General features: G+C 50.5%; 18 protein-coding genes. 12 read left to right on the forward strand and 6 right to left on the reverse strand.

Going from position 1 to position 18,826, the window contains the following annotated elements; all coding sequences use genetic code 11:
• The first annotated feature begins 31 nt into the window (after nucleotides 1–31).
• The 3 genes from LLU09_RS00200 (at nucleotide 32) to LLU09_RS00210 (ending at nucleotide 4,368) form a co-directional block, all read left to right on the forward strand.
• Nucleotides 32–2,152, forward strand: coding sequence for an RNA degradosome polyphosphate kinase (locus tag LLU09_RS00200; RefSeq protein WP_228309974.1), 2,121 nt, complete (start codon nucleotides 32–34; stop codon nucleotides 2,150–2,152).
• A 105-nt stretch (nucleotides 2,153–2,257) separates the two neighbouring features.
• Entirely contained in the window at nucleotides 2,258–3,760 is a 1,503-nt protein-coding gene (trpE, locus tag LLU09_RS00205; RefSeq protein WP_228309975.1) for an anthranilate synthase component I, read from the forward strand.
• An 11-nt stretch (nucleotides 3,761–3,771) separates the two neighbouring features.
• Nucleotides 3,772–4,368, forward strand: a complete 597-nt coding sequence (locus LLU09_RS00210; protein ID WP_228309976.1) for an anthranilate synthase component II — start codon at nucleotides 3,772–3,774, stop codon at nucleotides 4,366–4,368.
• Between the two features lie 22 nt (nucleotides 4,369–4,390).
• On the opposite strand, the gene LLU09_RS00215 is transcribed toward LLU09_RS00210, so the two are convergent.
• Genes LLU09_RS00215 through LLU09_RS00225 form a run of 3 tightly spaced genes read right to left on the reverse strand, consistent with a single transcriptional unit; the run spans nucleotide 4,391 to nucleotide 6,148 of the window.
• Nucleotides 4,391–5,218: an RluA family pseudouridine synthase gene (locus LLU09_RS00215; protein WP_228309977.1), complete on the reverse strand. Its 828-nt coding sequence runs from the start codon at nucleotides 5,216–5,218 to the stop codon at nucleotides 4,391–4,393.
• The gene (locus LLU09_RS00220; RefSeq protein WP_228309978.1) at nucleotides 5,219–5,725 is read right to left on the reverse strand and encodes a thioredoxin family protein; all 507 of its coding nucleotides are present in this window, start codon (nucleotides 5,723–5,725) and stop codon (nucleotides 5,219–5,221) included.
• A 15-nt stretch (nucleotides 5,726–5,740) separates the two neighbouring features.
• Nucleotides 5,741–6,148 (reverse strand): disulfide oxidoreductase, encoded by a 408-nt coding sequence (locus tag LLU09_RS00225; RefSeq protein ID WP_094905307.1) that lies wholly within the window; start codon nucleotides 6,146–6,148, stop codon nucleotides 5,741–5,743.
• Nucleotides 6,149–6,270: 122 nt separating this feature from the next.
• On the opposite strand from LLU09_RS00225, the gene LLU09_RS00230 reads away from it, so the two are divergent.
• From LLU09_RS00230 to yhaM, 9 genes are all read left to right on the forward strand, one after another.
• A complete protein-coding gene (locus LLU09_RS00230; RefSeq protein WP_228309979.1) occupies nucleotides 6,271–7,377 on the forward strand; it encodes a GAF domain-containing sensor histidine kinase in 1,107 nt (368 codons plus the stop codon).
• Between the two features lie 4 nt (nucleotides 7,378–7,381).
• On the forward strand, nucleotides 7,382–8,014 hold the full coding sequence (locus LLU09_RS00235) for a response regulator transcription factor (protein WP_031544227.1): 633 nt from the start codon (nucleotides 7,382–7,384) through the stop codon (nucleotides 8,012–8,014).
• A 105-nt stretch (nucleotides 8,015–8,119) separates the two neighbouring features.
• Nucleotides 8,120–9,409, forward strand: coding sequence for a dicarboxylate/amino acid:cation symporter (locus LLU09_RS00240; RefSeq protein ID WP_228309980.1), 1,290 nt, complete (start codon nucleotides 8,120–8,122; stop codon nucleotides 9,407–9,409).
• 161 nt (nucleotides 9,410–9,570) lie between these two features.
• A complete protein-coding gene (xdrA, locus tag LLU09_RS00245; RefSeq protein WP_094905310.1) occupies nucleotides 9,571–10,026 on the forward strand; it encodes an XRE family transcriptional regulator XdrA in 456 nt (151 codons plus the stop codon).
• A 76-nt stretch (nucleotides 10,027–10,102) separates the two neighbouring features.
• Complete coding sequence (locus tag LLU09_RS00250; protein ID WP_228309981.1) at nucleotides 10,103–11,233, forward strand: DUF445 domain-containing protein; 1,131 nt, start codon at nucleotides 10,103–10,105, stop codon at nucleotides 11,231–11,233.
• A 53-nt stretch (nucleotides 11,234–11,286) separates the two neighbouring features.
• The gene (locus LLU09_RS00255) at nucleotides 11,287–11,643 is read left to right on the forward strand and encodes a YlbF/YmcA family competence regulator (RefSeq protein ID WP_040106525.1); all 357 of its coding nucleotides are present in this window, start codon (nucleotides 11,287–11,289) and stop codon (nucleotides 11,641–11,643) included.
• A gap of 87 nt (nucleotides 11,644–11,730) precedes the next feature.
• Nucleotides 11,731–12,915 (forward strand): metallophosphoesterase family protein, encoded by a 1,185-nt coding sequence (locus tag LLU09_RS00260; RefSeq protein WP_228309982.1) that lies wholly within the window; start codon nucleotides 11,731–11,733, stop codon nucleotides 12,913–12,915.
• 7 nt (nucleotides 12,916–12,922) lie between these two features.
• A complete protein-coding gene (locus LLU09_RS00265) occupies nucleotides 12,923–15,850 on the forward strand; it encodes an ATP-binding protein (RefSeq protein WP_228309983.1) in 2,928 nt (975 codons plus the stop codon).
• 11 nt (nucleotides 15,851–15,861) lie between these two features.
• A complete protein-coding gene (gene yhaM, locus LLU09_RS00270) occupies nucleotides 15,862–16,803 on the forward strand; it encodes a 3'-5' exoribonuclease YhaM (RefSeq protein ID WP_040106528.1) in 942 nt (313 codons plus the stop codon).
• 55 nt (nucleotides 16,804–16,858) lie between these two features.
• On the opposite strand, the gene LLU09_RS00275 is transcribed toward yhaM, so the two are convergent.
• The 3 genes from LLU09_RS00275 to LLU09_RS00285 all read right to left on the reverse strand — a co-directional run bounded on the left by LLU09_RS00275 (nucleotide 16,859) and on the right by LLU09_RS00285 (nucleotide 18,800).
• Complete coding sequence (locus LLU09_RS00275) at nucleotides 16,859–17,872, reverse strand: peptidylprolyl isomerase (protein ID WP_228309984.1); 1,014 nt, start codon at nucleotides 17,870–17,872, stop codon at nucleotides 16,859–16,861.
• Between the two features lie 94 nt (nucleotides 17,873–17,966).
• The gene (locus tag LLU09_RS00280) at nucleotides 17,967–18,323 is read right to left on the reverse strand and encodes a YtxH domain-containing protein (RefSeq protein ID WP_228309985.1); all 357 of its coding nucleotides are present in this window, start codon (nucleotides 18,321–18,323) and stop codon (nucleotides 17,967–17,969) included.
• Nucleotides 18,324–18,371: 48 nt separating this feature from the next.
• Complete coding sequence (locus LLU09_RS00285; protein WP_228309986.1) at nucleotides 18,372–18,800, reverse strand: HIT family protein; 429 nt, start codon at nucleotides 18,798–18,800, stop codon at nucleotides 18,372–18,374.
• Nucleotides 18,801–18,826 lie beyond the last annotated feature (26 nt).

Below are 18,826 nucleotides of genomic sequence, written 5' to 3' on the forward strand. Positions count from 1 at the left end.
TCTTTAATTTAGAGGGAGTAGGAGAATAGTGATGGCATATCGATTGAATGATAAGGAATATTATAACAATCGAGAGTTGAGCTGGCTCAGATTCAATTACAGAGTCATTGAAGAAGCGGCGGATCCCAACAACCCGCTTCTTGAGAGATTGAAGTTCCTGGCGATAACCAGCTCGAATCTCGATGAGTTCTTCATGGTTCGGGTGGCTGGACTGAAGGATCAGGTGAAGATGAACTATCATGAGCCTGATACGAAGACGCAGATGACCCCGGGGGAGCAGCTTGAGGGCATCAGTGCGCTGAACCGCGAGAACAGTACTGTGCAGTACGACTATTTCCATCGTCTCATGGGGGAACTGGAAGCTTATGACATCTATCTGAAGCGGCCATATGAACTCCCGGATCATCTTCAGGATGAACTTGAGGAAATATTCGATACAGAAATATTTCCGTCTCTTACCCCTCTTGGAATCGATGCCTATCGTCCGTTCCCGAAGTTGATGAATAAAAAGATAAACATATTCATAAATCTGTCGAACGAATTAGGCGACCAGGCTGCCATCGTCCAGCTGCCTACGGTCATCAGGCGCTATTATGAACTTGAAGATGCAGGCAGGACCTATATCGTACTGGCTGAAGACATCATTGAAATGCACATCAACAAACTGTTCAGAGGGTATAGGATCGACCGGACATTCCCTTTCAGGATTACAAGGAATGCAGATTTGACGATACATGAAGAGGGAGCGGCGGACCTGCTGATTGAAATCGAAAGGTTCCTCAAGGAGCGGACTAAGGGGGCAGCAGTACGACTTGAAATCGATATAAGCAGAAATGACACCATCAATGGTTCATTCCTGCGCAATGAGCTGGGGTTGTATGAACAGGATGTCTACAAGTTCCACGGCCCACTCGATCTGACTTTCCTGTTCGGGTTGACCGCCTCCCTCGGCGACAGGTTCCCGCATTTGACATACCCGCCGTTCACACCCCAGGAGCCGAAATTCCTTTCCGGGGCGAACATATATGACAAGGCGCTGAAGGAGGACATATTCTTCCATCATCCTTTCGAAAGCTTCCAGCCGATTGTCGAATTTATGCGTGAGGCGGCCGAGAACCCCGATGTTCTTGCGATCAAGCAGACGCTCTACCGGGTGTCAAGCGATTCCCCGATCATCGAGGCGCTGAAGCGGGCTGCAGAGAATGGCAAGCAGGTGACGGTGCTCGTTGAACTGAAGGCGCGTTTCGATGAGGAGAACAACGTGCAGTGGGCGAAGGAGCTTGAAGATGCAGGATGCCACGTCATATACGGCATGCATTATCTGAAGACGCACAGCAAGATCACGCTTGTGGTCAAACGGGTCGGCAAGAAGCTCGTCAGGTATGTCCATCTGGGTACAGGAAACTACAATGATTCCACCGCGAAACTCTACACCGACATGGGTCTCGTGACGACCGATGAGGATATCGGTAATGATGCGATCAACTTCTTCAACTACTTGAGCGGCTATTCGCTGAAGCCGGACTACGAGTCATTGTATGTGGCGCCTTTCGATATACGCGATCTTTTTGCGGAATATATCGACAAGGAAATTGAACTGCACAGGATGCATGGCAAGGGCTATATATTCGCCAAGATGAACTCGCTGACCGACAAGAAGATCATCAACAAGCTGATGCAGGCTTCCCAGGAGGGCGTGAAGGTCGATCTTGTGATCCGGGGCATCTGCTGTTTGAAGTCGGGCATTGAAGGTGTCAGCAACAATATCCGGGTCATCAGCATCGTGGGCAGATTCCTGGAGCATTCCAGAATCTACTACTTCCATCACAACGGTGAAGAGAAGATGTTCCTCTCCTCCGCAGATATGATGACCCGCAACATGATCAAGCGGGTGGAGATCCTCTTCCCGATCAAGAGTACGGCAATCCTTGAAGAGATAAAGTCCATCAACAGGCTCTATCTGATGGACAACATCAAAGCACGTGTACAGAAGCCGGACGGCACCTATGAATATGTCGATAATGAGCATGAACCGAACAGCGCCCAGGTCGAACTGATGCGCCGCGCCGAGAGGAGCGGCAGGGAGCAACTCGTCCAGAAGGAGAATCAGCTGCTGCTCAAAGTGAAGGACCGCTTCAAACGAAGAAAATAGAATGGATTTGAGCCGGGGACGGAAGTCTCCGGCCTCTTTGCAATTGACTTTGTTTTCTGAATTGTTTAGACTGTCTAGATATAACTAAAATAATGAGGTGAAGATATGACCACGTATGAGGAATTTTTGAAGGATGCCGGGAATCACCGCACTGTACCGGTGATCGAATCGTTCAGCACCGATCTGCTGACGCCTGTACAGATGTTTCATTCTTTAAAGGATGAAGCAGTCTATATGCTGGAAAGTCAGGAACCCGAATCAGCGTGGTCTAACTTCTCCTTCATCGGACTGGACCCGATGGTCGAAATCAGGGAAACCGGACGCCGGTTCACAGTCCATGATCTTGAGCGGGGGAGCCGTCTGACGCTGCCTTCGTTCAAGGAGGCATTCGAAGAGACGCTCGGCCGTCTTGAGGTGAAGATACCCGAGATGGATATTCCCTTCAAAGGCGGCGGGGTAGGCTATATCAGCTATGATGCGATATCCGACTACGAACCGGTGCCGAGGGCACCGGAGGAGGCGGTGCAGATTGCGAACTACCACCTACTCTTCTGCCGATCGCTGCTCGTATACAACCATAATTCAAAAGAGATTCACATCATCCATTTCGCCAGGGTCGATGACGACAGGGACAACGGAGAGATCTACGAGGAATCGATGGAGACGATCGAGCGCATCAGGACGCACCTTCTGCACGACAGCGACCTGTCCGATCTGCTGCTTCCCACTGCGCTGCCGATGACATCCGCCTTCGATCTTGAAAGCAACTACGAAAAGGGAAAGTTCCTATCCGACGTCGAAAAGATTAAGGAGTACATCGAAGCGGGGGACATACTGCAGGCGGTCCTCTCCCAGCGTTTCCACAAGAAGACGGAAAGAAGCGGCTTTGAACTCTACCGTGTGCTGAGGAAGGTGAACCCGTCCCCATACATGTACTACTTGAAATTCAACGGGCTCGAAGTGATCGGCAGCTCCCCGGAACGGCAGCTGCAGGTCCAGGACGGAAACCTTGAGATCCACCCGATTGCTGGCACGAGAAAAAGGGGTGCTACTAAAGAGGAGGACGACAGGCTTGCCAGGGAGCTGCTTGAAGATGAAAAGGAGATCGCCGAGCACCGCATGCTGGTGGACCTTGCCCGGAATGACATCGGCAGGGTCGCCGAATACGGTTCAGTGTCCGTCAGCGAATATATGGTGATCGGCCGCTTCTCACGCGTGATGCACATCATCAGCAAGGTCAGGGGCAGGCTCAAGAGGGGCGTTTCCCCGATAGATGCATTCATCTCCTCCTTCCCGGCCGGCACACTGTCAGGCGCCCCGAAAGTACGGGCGATGCAGATCCTGAGGGAACTTGAGCCGACAGCGCGGAACTTGTATGGCGGGAGCATCCTCTATCTTGGCTTCGATGGGAACATCGACTCCTGCATCACCATCCGCACGATGACATTGGTGGACCAGAACCTCTACATCCAGGCGGGGGCAGGTGTGGTCGCCGATTCGGATCCGGAGTCGGAATATCAGGAGACGATCAACAAGGCGAGCGCACTCGAGCAGACGGTGCATCTGACGGAAAAGATATTCAGCGATGGAAATATACTGAAAGTATAGGGGGAAGGAAAATGATATATATGATCGACCACTTTGATTCCTTCACCTATAATATCGTGCAGGCACTTGGCGAGATGGGTGAGGAAATCGTTGTGAGAAGAAACGATGCAATTGATTTCGACGAGATTGACCGGCTTGCACCGGACCTGATCTTCCTGTCACCGGGGCCAAAGCGTCCTGAAGATACGGGGGTGACCATGGAGGTCGTCCGCCGCTACAGCGGGGAAGTGCCGATATTCGGCGTATGCCTGGGCCATCAGACCATCGCCCATGTGTTCGGCGGCAGTGTCAGGCGCACAGGAAAACTGATGCACGGCAAGACCTCGGAACTCCACCATGGGGATACGGACATATACGCCGGGATGTCCCAAGGGTCCGAAGTGATGAACTACCATTCCCTCGTCGTGGATGAAGCGACGCTGCCGGAGTGCCTCGTGGTGACGGCGCAGTCGGAACTTGGGGAGATCCTCGGCATCAGACATGAATCCCTGCCGGTGGAAGGTGTTCAGTTCCACCCTGAATCCATCGGATCAGCAGAAGGGCTGACGCTGCTCCGGAATGTGCTTGATAAATATTGCAGAAACACAAAAACACCGCTGAAACAATGAAGTTTCAGTGGTGTTTTCTGATTTATAGCGTCTCCTTGTCCAGTTCCAAACGTACCGTCTTCTGGAGCAGCGGATGGGTGAACTCTATCCTATAGCTGAAGAGCTGGAGGTCCCTGAGTGTCGAACTTCCATAGAGCGGATCTCCGATGACCGGAAAGCCGACATGTGCAAGGTGCACGCGGATCTGGTGGGTGCGGCCGGTCTCAAGTTCAATCTCAAGCTCACAGTATTCCGGTGTGACCCTCGATTCGATGACATGCGTGACGGCCGCCTTTCCTTTCGCGGTCACATGATACTTGTTGCGCTCCTTCGGGTTTTTGGCGATCGGTGCATCAATCGTCTGGGGCTCGAGCCGTTTCTTTGTATCCACCCTTGCGATGTAGGTGCGCTTGATGTCCCGTTCACTCAGCATATGGTCGAGCATCTTCTTGACAAGCGGGTTTTTGGCGATCAGGATCACGCCCTTGGTCTCCTGATCGAGCCGGTGTACAGGTTCCAGATAATCCGATTCGATCGTGTATACCGCATGGTTCATGAGCGTGTTCGTCTCGTTCATCTGGTTCGGGTGGGTCTTCACACCCCTCGGCTTGAAGAGCACGGCGAGGTACCTGTCTTCATAAAGTACATCACAGGTGCGGTAGCTCGGCTTGTACTGGCTCTCGGCTCCGGTGTCGGGCAGGACGACCGCATCCCCTGTGTGGATGGGTGCATTAAGTGGGGCCTGTTCCCCATTGATTGTGATGACCTTCGACATGCGCAGGAAATGGAGCTCCTTCTTTGGAACGTGGAGTGACTTCAGCATGTCTTCAAGTGTCATGCCATCAAAATTTTCGTGGATGTTCACCTTCATCTATTCATCCCCGGTCATGGTATTGATGAATTCCGCATAGTCGTCGGCATTGCCCGGGTTGCCCGTCATCCTGTCGACTTCTTCGCCGTCCTCGAAGTAGGCGAGCGTCGGTGTGGCTTCGATGGCGTATTCGTTCCATGCCTGATCATATTCCAGTATGTTCAGCTGGGTCACTTCCTCGCCAGTCTCATCAAATGCATCCGTCAGGAATGGTGTGGCTGCGATGCAGTGTACACATGTCGGGCTCCAGAAGTAGACGAATTCTCCTTCGCCGTCGTCTATGATCTCCTGGGTCTCGTCGAAAGTCTTGTTGTAGTGGTAGTTCTCGTCATCAAGCTTGTCGATTGTCGCACCTTCAAGTTCTTCCGGGTCCTTGTCCGTATACGGATAGTAGCCGGAGTCGCTCAAGTTTTCCGGATCGTTTGAAGCACTGTTCATATAGATGAAGATGCCGACGAAAGCGACGATGATCAGTGCGATGATGCCATAAAATAGTTTATTGCCCATGATTGAATCTCCTTTTTATTTTCTTTTTATCATAAATGATAATATAAAGATGAGTATGAAAGCAATGAGGGAGAGTAATGGTATCGTGATGAAGCCGAATATGTTGATGTACTGGACGGTGCAGGACACGCCAGTACATGCTGCGAAATTATCTCCCAGGAAACTGATCTTCTGCAGTGCATAGTGGTAGGAGGCAAGCAGTATGCCGAGTCCGCTCATCACGCGGATGTAGTATTTTGCCCCGTGGTCGTCACGGATGAATCCGATGATCGAGATGATGACGAGTGGGTACATCAGTATGCGCTGGTACCAGCAGAACTCGCAGGGGACGTACTGTCTGATCTCACTGAAATACAGGGAGCCGAGTGTAGCGACCAGTGCAGTGAGGAAGATGAGCTGCATGAAAAGTTTATTGTTGGCCATGCCATCCCTCCTGTTTGCTTTTTTATTTCAAGATCATACTATATCATTATAAGTGATAATGATATATGGATGGAAACGATTAATTTACAAAGTTATTAACTTTTTGCAGAAAGGATGTCACGATGAAGAGCAAACTGCAGCTTTTGAAGGATATCGCCGAGTTCCTGAATGAAGAAACCGACCGCAGCACGATGATCCACGGCGCCCTGAAGCTCCTGGTAGACTATTCCGAGTTCGATACTGGCTGGATATTCTTCATCAACAGCGAGGGCCAGCATGAACTGAGCGCCCACTACCGGCTGCCGCCGTCGCTCGAGAAGGAGCAGTACCATCACCTGTGCGACGGCAAATGCTGGTGTGTGAACAAGTACAACAACCGTGAACTCAAGACGGCTACGAATATATTCGTCTGTTCCAGGCTCGAGAAGGCAAGGATGGATTATCCCGGGGAGAACATGGGCATCACCCATCACGCGACGGTGCCGCTCATATCCGGTGAGGAATCATTCGGCCTCCTGAACGTCGCCAGCCCCTACAGGGAACAATTCACCCAGGATGAACTGGACCTGCTGGAATCCGTCGCCTTCCAGATCGGTTCAACGCTCAAGCGCATTGAACTGACGGCGCAGGAGCAGGAGAACATGATCATCCGTGAGCGGCAGCGCCTTGCACGGGATCTTCATGATTCGGTGAATCAGATGCTCTTCTCGATCGGCATCACCTCCCATGCGGCGAAATCCCTGGGTGACCAGCAGAAGGTTCAGGATGCATTCCAGTCGATCGAGCATACGTCGAAGCATGCGATGAAGGAGATGAAGGCGCTCATCTGGCAGCTCAAGCCGATCGGCCTTGAAAATGGCATCATCGATGCAGTGGAGAAGTATGCGGACATACTCGATCTCGGCATCACGATACAGGTCGACGGCTTCTACAATGTCTCCGACCGTGTGGAAATCGGTCTCTACAGGGTCATCCAGGAGAGTCTCAACAACATCAGGAAGCACTCCGGGATCAATGCAGCGCGGATTGAAATGGTTGCGGGAACGGATATGCTGGAGGTTACAATAGTGGATGAGGGCCGGGGGTTCGAGATCGATGAAAGCAAAGGCTACAGCTATGGCCTTGCAAACATGCGGGAGCGGGTACACAAGCTCGGCGGTTCTTTCGACATCATTTCAAAAAAAGGTGAGGGCACGAAAGTGGTTGTCAGTGTCCCGATGAAGGAGTGAGTATATGTATAACATCATACTGGTGGACGATCATCATATCGTCAGGGAAGGGATGAAGTTCCTTCTGTCCACCACGGAAAACATCAACGTACTCGAGGATTTCGGCACGGGACAGGAAGTCCTGGACTATCTGGAGGAGAAGCATTCACATATAGACCTGGTGCTTCTGGATCTCGTGATGCCCGAGATGGACGGCATCGAAGTGACACGCGCAATCAAAAGCCATTATCCGGGCATCAAAGTGCTCGTGCTCTCCAGCTATACGAGTGAAGAGTACATCCGTCCGGTGTTCGCCGCCCATGCGGATGGGTACATCATCAAGGAGATGGAGGCGGAGGAACTGATCGACTCCATTATAAAGGTGATCGAGGGCGAGAAGGTGATCCACCCGAACATTCTTGAAGTGATCGACCGCGAGGGGGATATGCCCCATGAGAAGAATGCACTCTCGGCGCGTGAAGTCGAAGTGCTGCGGGAGATCGTCAAAGGGAAATCGAACAAGGAGATCGGGGAGGCGCTCTATGTGAGTGAAAAGACGGTGAAGACCCATGTCAGCCATATCCTGAACAAACTTGAAGTTTCCGACCGCACCCAGGCTGTCATCTATGCCATCAAATACAATATCGTGGAACTTTAGAAAGCCACGGATGACGCCGAGTAAACCGGTTACAAATAGCAGTTTACAAAAACTGTTACAAGGAAGTATAATGAATCAAGGAGTTTCAAAGTCTGGAGGGGTAATATGAAAGTGGGAAATAAACTGACAATACAGATCGTCATCGCCCTGATCCTCGGCATCATCGTGGGCTCGGTGCTCAGCCCGATGGCTGATCAAAGCTGGGTGCAATGGGTTGATCAGTACATATTCAACCTGGTGGGGCAGCTGTTCCTGAACATGATCTTCATGATGGTGGTGCCGGTTGTATTCATCTCCATCGTGCTCGGGGTCGTCAATGTCGGTGACCCGAAGATGCTCGGCGGCATCGGTCTCAAAACACTCGCATTCTATCTGGCGACTACAGCAATCGCCATCACCATCGCGATGATCGTGGCGAACGTCCTGAACCCTGGAGAGGGGCAGTCCGAGCTCCTGGATTCTGAAGAGGTGTCCGAGTACCGTGAATCAGAGCTTGAAGGCGGTTCAACCGGCGAAGCTCTGCAGCAGGGATTCGACCAGACGGTCATCAACCTGATTCCGACGAACATCATCGAAGCGATGGGTACGCAGAACATGCTTCAGATCATCGCCTTTGCGATCTTCATCGGCATCGCGATGATTGCAGGCAAGGAAAAATCGGCACGGCTGACAGCACTATTCGAAGAGGCGAATGATGTCGTGATGTGGATCGTCATGGCCATCATGAAATACTTCGCGGCGATCGGTGCCTTCGGCCTCGTGGCGACTGCATTCGTGCAGGCCGGTTTCGGTGCCATCCAGCAGCTCGGCATGTACTTCATCTGCGTGCTGCTTGCACTGTTCATACATCTCGCACTTGTATATGGTTCAGTCGTGCAGTTCATGGCAAAGAAAAGCTTCGTATGGTTCATCAAGAACTTTGCGCCGGCAATGGGTGTGGCGTTCAGTACATCATCCTCCAGTGCGGTGCTGCCGATTTCACTCGAGACGGCACAGGATAACCTGAAGATACGAAAAAGCATATCCAGCTTCGTGCAGCCGCTCGGAGCGACCATAAACATGGATGGTACGGCGATCATGCAGGGGGTGGCGACGGTGTTCATCGCGCAGCTCTCCGGCATCGACCTGACGCTCATGCAGATGGTCACAGTGGTCATCATCGCAGTGGTGGCAAGTATCGGTACCGCTGGTGTGCCGGGTGTCGGCCTTGTCATGCTGGCCATGGTACTGACGGCAGTCGGCCTCGATCCGGCGGCGATCGGCATCATCATCGGTATCGACAGGCTGCTTGATATGACCCGTACGATGGTCAATATCACCGGTGATGCAACGATTGCGCTCGTCATCAACGAGCAGCAGACGCGTCGCGAAGAAGCTGCAAAAGCTGAATCGTAAAGCTTTTTAGGCATTAAAACTGAATAGGGCATATATTGAACACTTGGTGAAATTCAATATATGCCCTTTTAATTTTACCCGATCTATATTATTATATTAAAAGTGTATTATTATCGCATTTAAATTTTACAATACCCGATTTGAGTGAAAGGAAGAAAAGAATGGATAAACAGACTTTTACGGAGATGCTCCAGTCGAAGTTCAAGATGGTCAGGACGGAAGCTGGTTATACGCAGGACTCCATGAGTCAGACGATAGGGCTGTCTAAAAAGACCCTCGTGCAGATCGAGAAAGAACGCATCCTTCCGAACTGGACAACATGCATCTCCCTGTGTGCACTCTTCAGGGATAGTGAAGTCCTGACGAATTCATTCGGAGGGGATCCCCTTGAACTTGCCCAGGTGATATCCAGAGGGCATTGTGTCTACCCGAATTATGATGGCGAAGCGGTATATTGGGAGGATCTCGACAGAAAGAATGGTTTCCGTCTGCAGTATAATAAAAGCAATAAAATATATAGAGTACTGAACGATTCGAACCGTCCGGTCCATGCCTCATATATTGAACGGGAAATCAGGACTTACTTCATGAGACAGACGGATCTACAGCCTGTCTGATAAAACAGAAGCACCGTAAGGTGCTTTTTCTTTTGCATTGTTGTAGGATTAACGACAAGAGAAGGAGGGCTTTTCCTTGAACGATGGTTTTCAGATAATACTCATGGCCATTATCGGTGCACTGATCGGCGGCTTGACGAATATGCTCGCCATACGCATGCTCTTCCGGCCGTATGAAACAAAATATCTCTTCGGCAGACGCCTCCCCCTGACGCCGGGCGTGATCCCACGGCGGCGTGAGGAGGCTTCCATAAAGATGGGTGAGATCGTCACCAGGCACCTGTTGACGCCTGACGCCTTCATCGAGAAGATAAAGAGCCGCGAAACCCAGAACTTCATCATGCTGTTCATCGACAGACAGATCGAGACGATCGAATCCGAAAAGCTGACATTGCGCTATTTCCTTGAACGCATCAACGAAGGGCTGTCCGACAAGGTGGTCAAGGGCTTCAATGCCCAGTTGTCCGACAAGGTGACGGCGGAAGGCGCCAGGCTCTACCAGCAGGAGATCAGGAACCTCGTCCCGACGGATGCCATGGCGACGCTTGATGGGAAAATTGACACCCTGCAGCCGCAGATTACGCAGAAGATAGAGGAATACATCAATTCCGAGAAGGGCTACCAGGACCTCTACACGATGACCGACGAGTTCGTCGAGCATCGGGGGAGACTTGCCCGCTCGTTGAAGTATCTGATGTCGAAGGAGACGATTGTACAGAATATACGCAATGAGCTGAACAAGCTGATCCATCACCCGAAAATGACGGAGATACAGGTCCGCATCATCAATGATGAGTATGAACGGATCAAAAACAGCCGGGTGGATGCCCTGATTTCCGAAAGGGACCAGCAAAGGCTGATAGACAGCGTCTATGATGTACTCAGGGAAAGGATAGACATCGAAGGCATACTCGATTATCCGATCGAGGACTTCAACCGTGAAATGTTCGAGTCATTCAAAACGCGCGGGAAGTACCAGCTCCGCGACAACATCATAGAATACCTCGGACAGAATACAGGAAGGATCGTCGAAAAGCTCCAGCTTGCCCAGGTGGTCAAAAAGCAGATCGACAGTTTCGAGCTCAGCCATATAGAAGATCTGGTGATGGAGATCTCGAGCAAGGAGTTCCGTATGATCACACTCCTCGGCTTTTTCCTTGGGGGTATGATAGGAATCGTACAGGGGCTCATCGTTGTGTTTTTATAAGTCGCGGTTTTATGTTACAGTAGATATATCTTTATAAAGGGAGTTTTTCAATAATGGCAGTTAATGTATACGATCAGGCGAATGCATTGGAAGATGCACTCCGCAACTCAGATGAATTTCAAAATATGAAAGATCTTTATGGCAAAGTGAATTCCAATCCGGAATCCAAGCAGCTGTTCGAAGAGTTCAGGGAAGTACAGATGGACTTGCAGCAGAAACAGATGCAGGGTGAGGAAATCAATGAAGAAGATGTTCAGAAAGCACAGAAATCAGCAGAAGATATAGAGAAGGACGAAAATATCAAATCACTGATGGAAGCAGAACAGAAAATGAGCGAACTCATTCAGGACCTGAACCGCGTCATCATGAAACCTATAGAAGAGCTTTATGGTCTGAACAACCAGAATTAATTACTGAAGAGGTCTATTATAGGCCTCTTTCTTTTGTGTTTTTTGGTATACTGAAAATATAATGCCAGGAAAAGTCAGGTGAAATATATGGTTAAGTTTATTCACAGCGCAGATCTGCATCTGGACAGTCCTTTCAAGTCCAGGTCCAAAATGCCTTCAGGCATATTGGATGTGCTCATGGAAAGTACATACAATAGTGTCACGAGGATGATGGATCATGCCATTGAAGAAAAAGTCGACTTCATCATAATTGCGGGGGATGTCTTCGATCAGGCGAACCGCACATTGAAATCCGAGATATTCATGAAGCGCCAGTTCGAAAGGCTCAGGGAGGCCGGCATATTCGCCTACGTCATCCATGGGAACCATGACCCTCTGACTGATGGGATCAGGACATCCTGGCCGGACAACGTCACGGTCTTCAATGAAAATGTCGAAAGCTATGAGATGATCAGCGCGAAGGGGGAGAGTGTATTCCTTCACGGGTTCAGCTATTTCCTGGATGATACATACGAGAATAAGCTCGGAGATTATCCGGTGAATACGATGAACGACGGGATACATATCGGCATCCTGCACGGCACCTATTCGAAGAGCCAGTATGGACAGGAGCGCTATACGGAATTCAATCTGGAAGTGCTGAACGAGAAATTGTATCATTATTGGGCGCTCGGCCATATCCATCAGCGGGAACAGCTCAGCGACCTGCCGCCGATCCATTATTCCGGGAATATACAGGGCCGGCACAAGAATGAATATGGGGAAAAGGGCTTCCTGCTGGTGGAAGGGGACGATGTCTTCCTCAGTTCCCGTTTCGTGCCGGTACAGGAGCTCATCTTTTCGGAGTATGACCTTGAAGTCCAGTCGCTCGCCAAACAAGATCTTTACCAGACGATCGTCGAATTCAAGCATCGTCTGCGGGAGAAGGGGCGCCACATCATACAGCTCAATCTTATATATGATGGGGAAGAAGTGATATCGGCCGCCGATTTCACCGAAGTGATCGAACTGTTGAAGGAGGACGAGAGGGATCTGAAGCAGTTCATATGGATCGATGACCTCCGTCTCAAATATCTCACCCAGGACAACATCGCCCTGCTCAATGATATAAAGGCGACCCATTCCGGAAACAGGGAGCTGTTCAAGGAAGCGGTCAATGCACTTTATATGGATCCGAGGCTCAACAGATACTTGGAGCCCATCCAGGACATCGAGCAGGAAGCGCTGCTCAAAGAAGGCGAAGAGCGCCTTAGAATGCTGATGAGGAAGTAGTGGATATATGAAGATAATTGCTCTGAACATATACGGATATGGAAAGATAACAGAAACTGAAATAGATGTCGATCAGCAGTTCATCCAGTTCTTCGGGGAGAACGAAGCAGGCAAATCCACGATGCAGTCGTTCATTCATTCCATCCTGTTCGGTTTTCCGACGCGGAAGGAACAGGAGCCAAGAAGGGAACCGCGCATGCATAACCTGTATGGCGGGAAGATTACGGTGGAATTCCCCGATGAAGCGGGGCCGGTGGAGATCGAACGCATAAAAGGGAAGGTGCAGGGTGACGTCAAGGTCTATCTGGCGGATGGTACCGTCAGAGGCGAAGACTGGCTGATCAAGAAGCTGAACTTCATCGACAAGAAAACATACCGGTCGATCTTCTCCTTTGATGTGCTGGGCCTCCAGGATATCCATAAGAATATGACCGAAGACAAGCTGCAGGAATACCTGCTCCGTGCAGGCGCCCTCGGCTCGCATGAGTATGATGAGATGCTCAGTGCCATAGATGCCGAGATGAAATCCATCTATAAGAAGAATGGCACGAATCCGGAACTGAACCATGAAATGGATGAAATTTCCAGGCTCACTGAGAAGATCAGGGTGCTTGAACAGACGGAGGAGCGCTACAAGACGCTCATCAACGAAAAGATCAAGACCGAAGACAGCCTGAATGCGAAGCAGGATGCCTTGTTCCAGCTGGATATGGTCCGCAAGCAGAAGATGAAGGAAGTCATGTACCATAAGGACATCAAGGAATGGAAGACGCTTGAGGACAAGCTGAACATTGAACCCGTGGTCTTTCCGGAGCAGGGGCTCGAAAGGTATGAAAAGCTGAGGCATCAGGTCCAGCAGACCGACCGCGACATCGCCCTGCGCACCGAGAAGCTCAAAGTCCTGAAAAATGAAATGGACGGTGTGACCCTGCCCGACAAGGACCGGCTTGCCTATCTGGAGGGCATCCAGAAGCGGGAGCCGGACATCAAGCAGAAGAATATGGAGCATTCCAGGCTTTCCGCATCGATGGAGGCGCTGGAGGAGGAGATTGCCCAGCTCAGGCGGGATATCGGTTGGCAGCAGGAGCACCATGAAGTCGATGATTCGAATATCGTCAAGGAGTCTGTGCAGACGGTCCTTTCGAAGCTGGACGAAGTCACTCTGGAAGAGCAGTTCCTCATCCGCGAGATCGATCAGCTGAAGAGCGACCTCAAGCAGTTCGACCAGGACATAGAACATCTCGAGCAGGAACAGATCAGCGACGAACGCATCCGTGTGAAGAAGGAAGTCATGGAACGGGAGTTCGAACTGAAGGAAAAAGAGAAGATGTTCAGGCTCATCGAGAAGGATTATGAACGCGAGAAGCGGGAGCGGAACCGGGTCAAAAAAGGCCAGTCGGCCCTCATCATAGGTATCAGTGTCCTCGCCCTCCTGATCGGTCTGTTCTACCTGATCAACACCAATTGGCTGATGGGCGGCATCTTCACCGTGATCGGGGCGGTCACGCTGCTGCTCCTGATGCTCACCAACCAGCGGGAAGAAGATGGACTGAAGAACGACTACCAGAATGAAGTCCGCGAACTCAAGGACGCGATCGAGACGATAAAGCGGAACAACAACGTCAGTTTCGACCTGAATGATGCCAGGGACCTGAAGATGGATCTGAAGACCCAGCGGACGAAGCGGATCTCCGCGAATGTCAGGCTGGAAGAACTGAAGGAGACGCTCGCCCTCAAGGAAACGCAGCATGATTCATTGAATACCCAGCTCGCTGCCATCAAGGACGACCTGAAGGTCAATCCGGATATTGAAAATAAAAGCATCGTGGATGCCATCCACACCATCAGGGAAATCAAGCAGAAGCGGAATCAGATCAACAGGCACAGGATCGAGATGGACAACATCAACCGTGAACTCCAGCAATTCAAGAAGACGGTCAAGGAAGATGTGGCGGCGTTCGGCATACATTATGACGACAGCACGATCTTCTACGATGTCAAAAGCCTGGTATCCGGCATGTATAAGGATGAAGCGCACTACAATAGGCTGAAGGATCAGATCAACCTGCTCGAGAATGAAATCAAGGTGTTGGCCGAAAGGAACGAAGACGCCAGGCAGGAAACCGTACAGCTGCTCGACTATGTGGAAGCTGAAGACGAGGAAGAATATTACTACTACGCAAGGAAATACAAAGAGTACCAGGAGCACATGGAACGCTTCAAGGAACTGAGTGAAAAGCTTGAGGAGGAACACTTCGACTATGATGCAAGGAGTGAACTTTCGACCTATCTCCTCGCGGACCTGAAGGAGGAGGAAGAGGGCGTTGCTGAACAGATGGAGACATTCAACAGCGAACTGCAGCAGGAGCAGAAGACCCTTGCCGAGCTGAACTCCGAAATAAGCACCCTTGAAAGCGATGGGAAGCTGAGTGAGGTCAACCACAAGTTCGAGATGAAGAAAACCCTGATCCAGAATCTCTCAGAGGAATATATGTCGCTCAATTATATCCGTATCCTCATTGAAACCCATATCAAAGCCATCAAAGACGAAAGACTGCCTGTGGTCATAGAAGAGGCGAGGAGCATTTTCGAGAAAGTGACAAGAGGACGCTACATCAATGTCACCTATGACGACCACGGCATCACGGTAAGGCATGTGAATGGCCAGCTCTTCCATCCACTGGAACTCTCCCAATCGACGAAGGAGATGCTGTACATCAGCCTCAGGCTGAGCCTGATCAAAGCGCTGAAGGGCTACTATCAGCTGCCGCTGATCATAGACGATGCATTCGTCCACTTCGACAAGGAGCGCAAGAAGATCATCATCGACTACCTGCGCAACGAAGTGGATGATCAGGTACTGTACTTCACATGCAATCTGGACAGCACCATCCCGTCCTCACAGACAGTCAAACTTAAAGAAAGAGTAAAATGAGGTGACTATACTTGAATAACATATCGAAACTGAAACCAGGAGATTCGGTGGAAGCCTTCTACCTGATCAAAAGAAGCCAGCAGGGCGTCACATCCCAGGGCAAGCCCTATATGACGCTGTTCCTGCAGGACCGTACAGGGGAGATCGAAGCCAAGCTCTGGACCGTATCGAAAGAAGATATGGAAGTCCTGAAGCCGGAAGTGCTCATCAAGGTCAAAGGGGACGTCATCGACTACCGCAACAAGAAGCAGATGAAGATCGCCGCCTTCAGGACAGCAACCGAATCCGATGGGCTGAATGCCAAGGACTTCGTGGAGAAGGCACCGATCGACGAAGAGACGTTGTACGAGAGCATCATGGACTATGTCATCAAGATCGAGAACGGCAGCCTGCAGCGGATTGTCCGCCAGCTGCTCGGCAAGTACAGGAAGGAATTCCTGAGCTTCCCGGCGGCGATGACGAACCACCACGATTTCGTTTCGGGGCTGGCGTATCATGTACACTATATGCTCAGGACGGCAGAGGCACTGTGTGACATCTATCCGTCACTGAACCGCAGCCTGCTCTACAGCAGCATCATCCTCCATGATATCGGGAAGGTCAAGGAACTGTCCGGCCCGGTGGGGACGACGTATACGGTCGAAGGGAATCTGATCGGCCATATCGTCATCGCCAGTGAAGAGATCACGAGGGTCGCCCAGGAGCTGAACATCGATGGGGAAGAGGTCATGCTGCTCAAGCACATGATACTGAGCCATCACGGAAAACTGGAATACGGCTCCCCAAAGCCGCCGATGCTGAAGGAAGCCGAAATCCTCCATTTCATCGACAACATCGATGCGCGCATGATGATGATGGACAAGCATACATCGAAAGCCGAGAAGGGGCAGTTTACAGAGCGGATCTTCCCGCTTGAGAGCCGCTTCTTCTACCGTCCGGAATCACTGGATTAGGACTGGAGACATGAAAAAAGGACTTGTGAGTGCAACTCACAAGTCCTTTTTTCTTCTATTCGGCTGATTCTTCAGTGGGTTCTTCTGTAGATTCTTCTGTAGATTCTTCAGTGGATTCCTCTGCAGATTCCTCATCACCACTGTTCAGATATGTTTCTTCAATGTATGTGCGGATCTCTTCATTTTCAAATTCGACATTGTACTCTTCGAGAAGATCATTATAGAATCCGAGCACCTGATCCTGGTTTTCCTGGATCTTCTGGCTTACGACCTGGCGTTTGACGCTATCCAGCTCTTCGTCGATGTTCTCTTCTTCATGCCTCTTGATGATGTGGTAGCCGAAATCGGATTTGACCACATCGGATACTTCTCCCTGTTCAAGTTCGAAAAGGGCCTCTTCGAATGGTTCCACCATCTCACCACGCTGGACGTAGCCGAGTTCCCCATTATTTTCGGCGCTGCCCGTATCGTCTGATTCTTCAGATGCGAGCTCACCGAAATCAGCACCGTCTTCTATTTCCTGGTGGAGGGAGTCTGCCTTCTCCTTCGCTTCCTCATCGCTCAGGCCGTCTTCCTCTTCAGAGACTTCAACGAGGATATGGGATGCTTCACGCACGGATTCCTTCGCCTCTTCATCCGTCACTTCGAATTTATCAGCAAAGAATTTGTCGTGGTAGGCATTGTTGATGCGCTGTTCCTTGTACTGCTCCACAGTCATGCCCGGCTGCTGCTGTTGGAGCATCATCTCGAACTGATCTGCGCCTCCCATGCCCTCGATCTCTTCATCGATCTGGGATTCGATTTCTTCACGGTCGACTTCCTCACTGTATTTATCCTGAAGTATGGAATCCAGTGTCAGCTGGAAAGTACGGTTTGCGATGTTGTCCGTACCGAGTTCATTAAGTATATCGTCAGTGGTGACCTCTCCGGCATCGCTCGTTGCGAGCACATCACCGTATTCCGTTTCACCATTTTCACTGCCTGAACCGTTTTCGCTGCTGTCATCTGAACATCCAGCAAGACCGATGAGGCCCAGACCGACCACAATTGGCGCTAATTTTTTTCTCATTTCACAATTCTCCTTTGAATTTGGCTACAGGAAATAATATATCACACAAAAGTAGCGGGGTACAAATGTTTGTACACCCGCTATCAAATGGTTATCAGTCTTTTGTAAACGTATTCTGGACTTCTTCGACCCTGTTCTGTATGTTTTCCACATTCTCCTGGATATGCTCGATGTTCGGGTTGATGTCGGCCTTGTAGTTGCTGATCATCGTCTTGACTTCGTCGCCGAGCGTCTTGAACACTTCCTGGGATTCATGCTTCGTCTTCAGGAATGAGGATTTCACTTCATTGGCCTCTATTTTGAGCTGATCCATCTGGGTCTTCATGTCCCCGGAGCTGGATTTCAGCGAGGATTGCAGTTCACTTCCGGATTTGGGTGCATTCATGAGTGAGATCATTGTCCCTCCCGCTGCGCCAACGAGAAAACCGACTGCAAAATTTTTGATTTTCATATCATGTCACTTCCTTTTTAATATACCAATACCCTGGTGTCCGGCAGGTTATGCATCCAGACGGGTGCGGATTGCATTTTCAATCTCCGCCTTCTCTTCGTACGTGCGTTTTTTATCATCCTGTTCCCACTTGTAGCCGAAGCCGTCATATTCTTCCTTGTAGCGTGGGATGAGGTGGAAGTGGATATGGTACACGGACTGGGAAGCGAATGCGCCGTTATTCTGTACAACGTTCAACCCTTCCGGTGAGAAGGCATCCCTGAGGGCATTGGCCACTTTCGTGACGACCTGCATCAGGTGGGCGCCCGTCTCCTCATCGAGGTCGTAGATGTTTTCGATCGGCTTCCTCGGCACGACGAGCGTATGGCCCTTCGACAGAGGGAAAGCGTCCATGAATGCGATGCAGACATCATCCTCATAGACGATGTTTGCTGGGATTTCACCATCTGCGATCTGTTCAAAAATAGTTTTACTCATTCGTTGTACCTCCATTGTTCTGTTAT

The organism is Salinicoccus sp. RF5 (genome assembly GCF_020786625.1).
In the GTDB taxonomy this organism is placed as follows: Bacteria; Bacillota; Bacilli; order Staphylococcales; family Salinicoccaceae; genus Salinicoccus.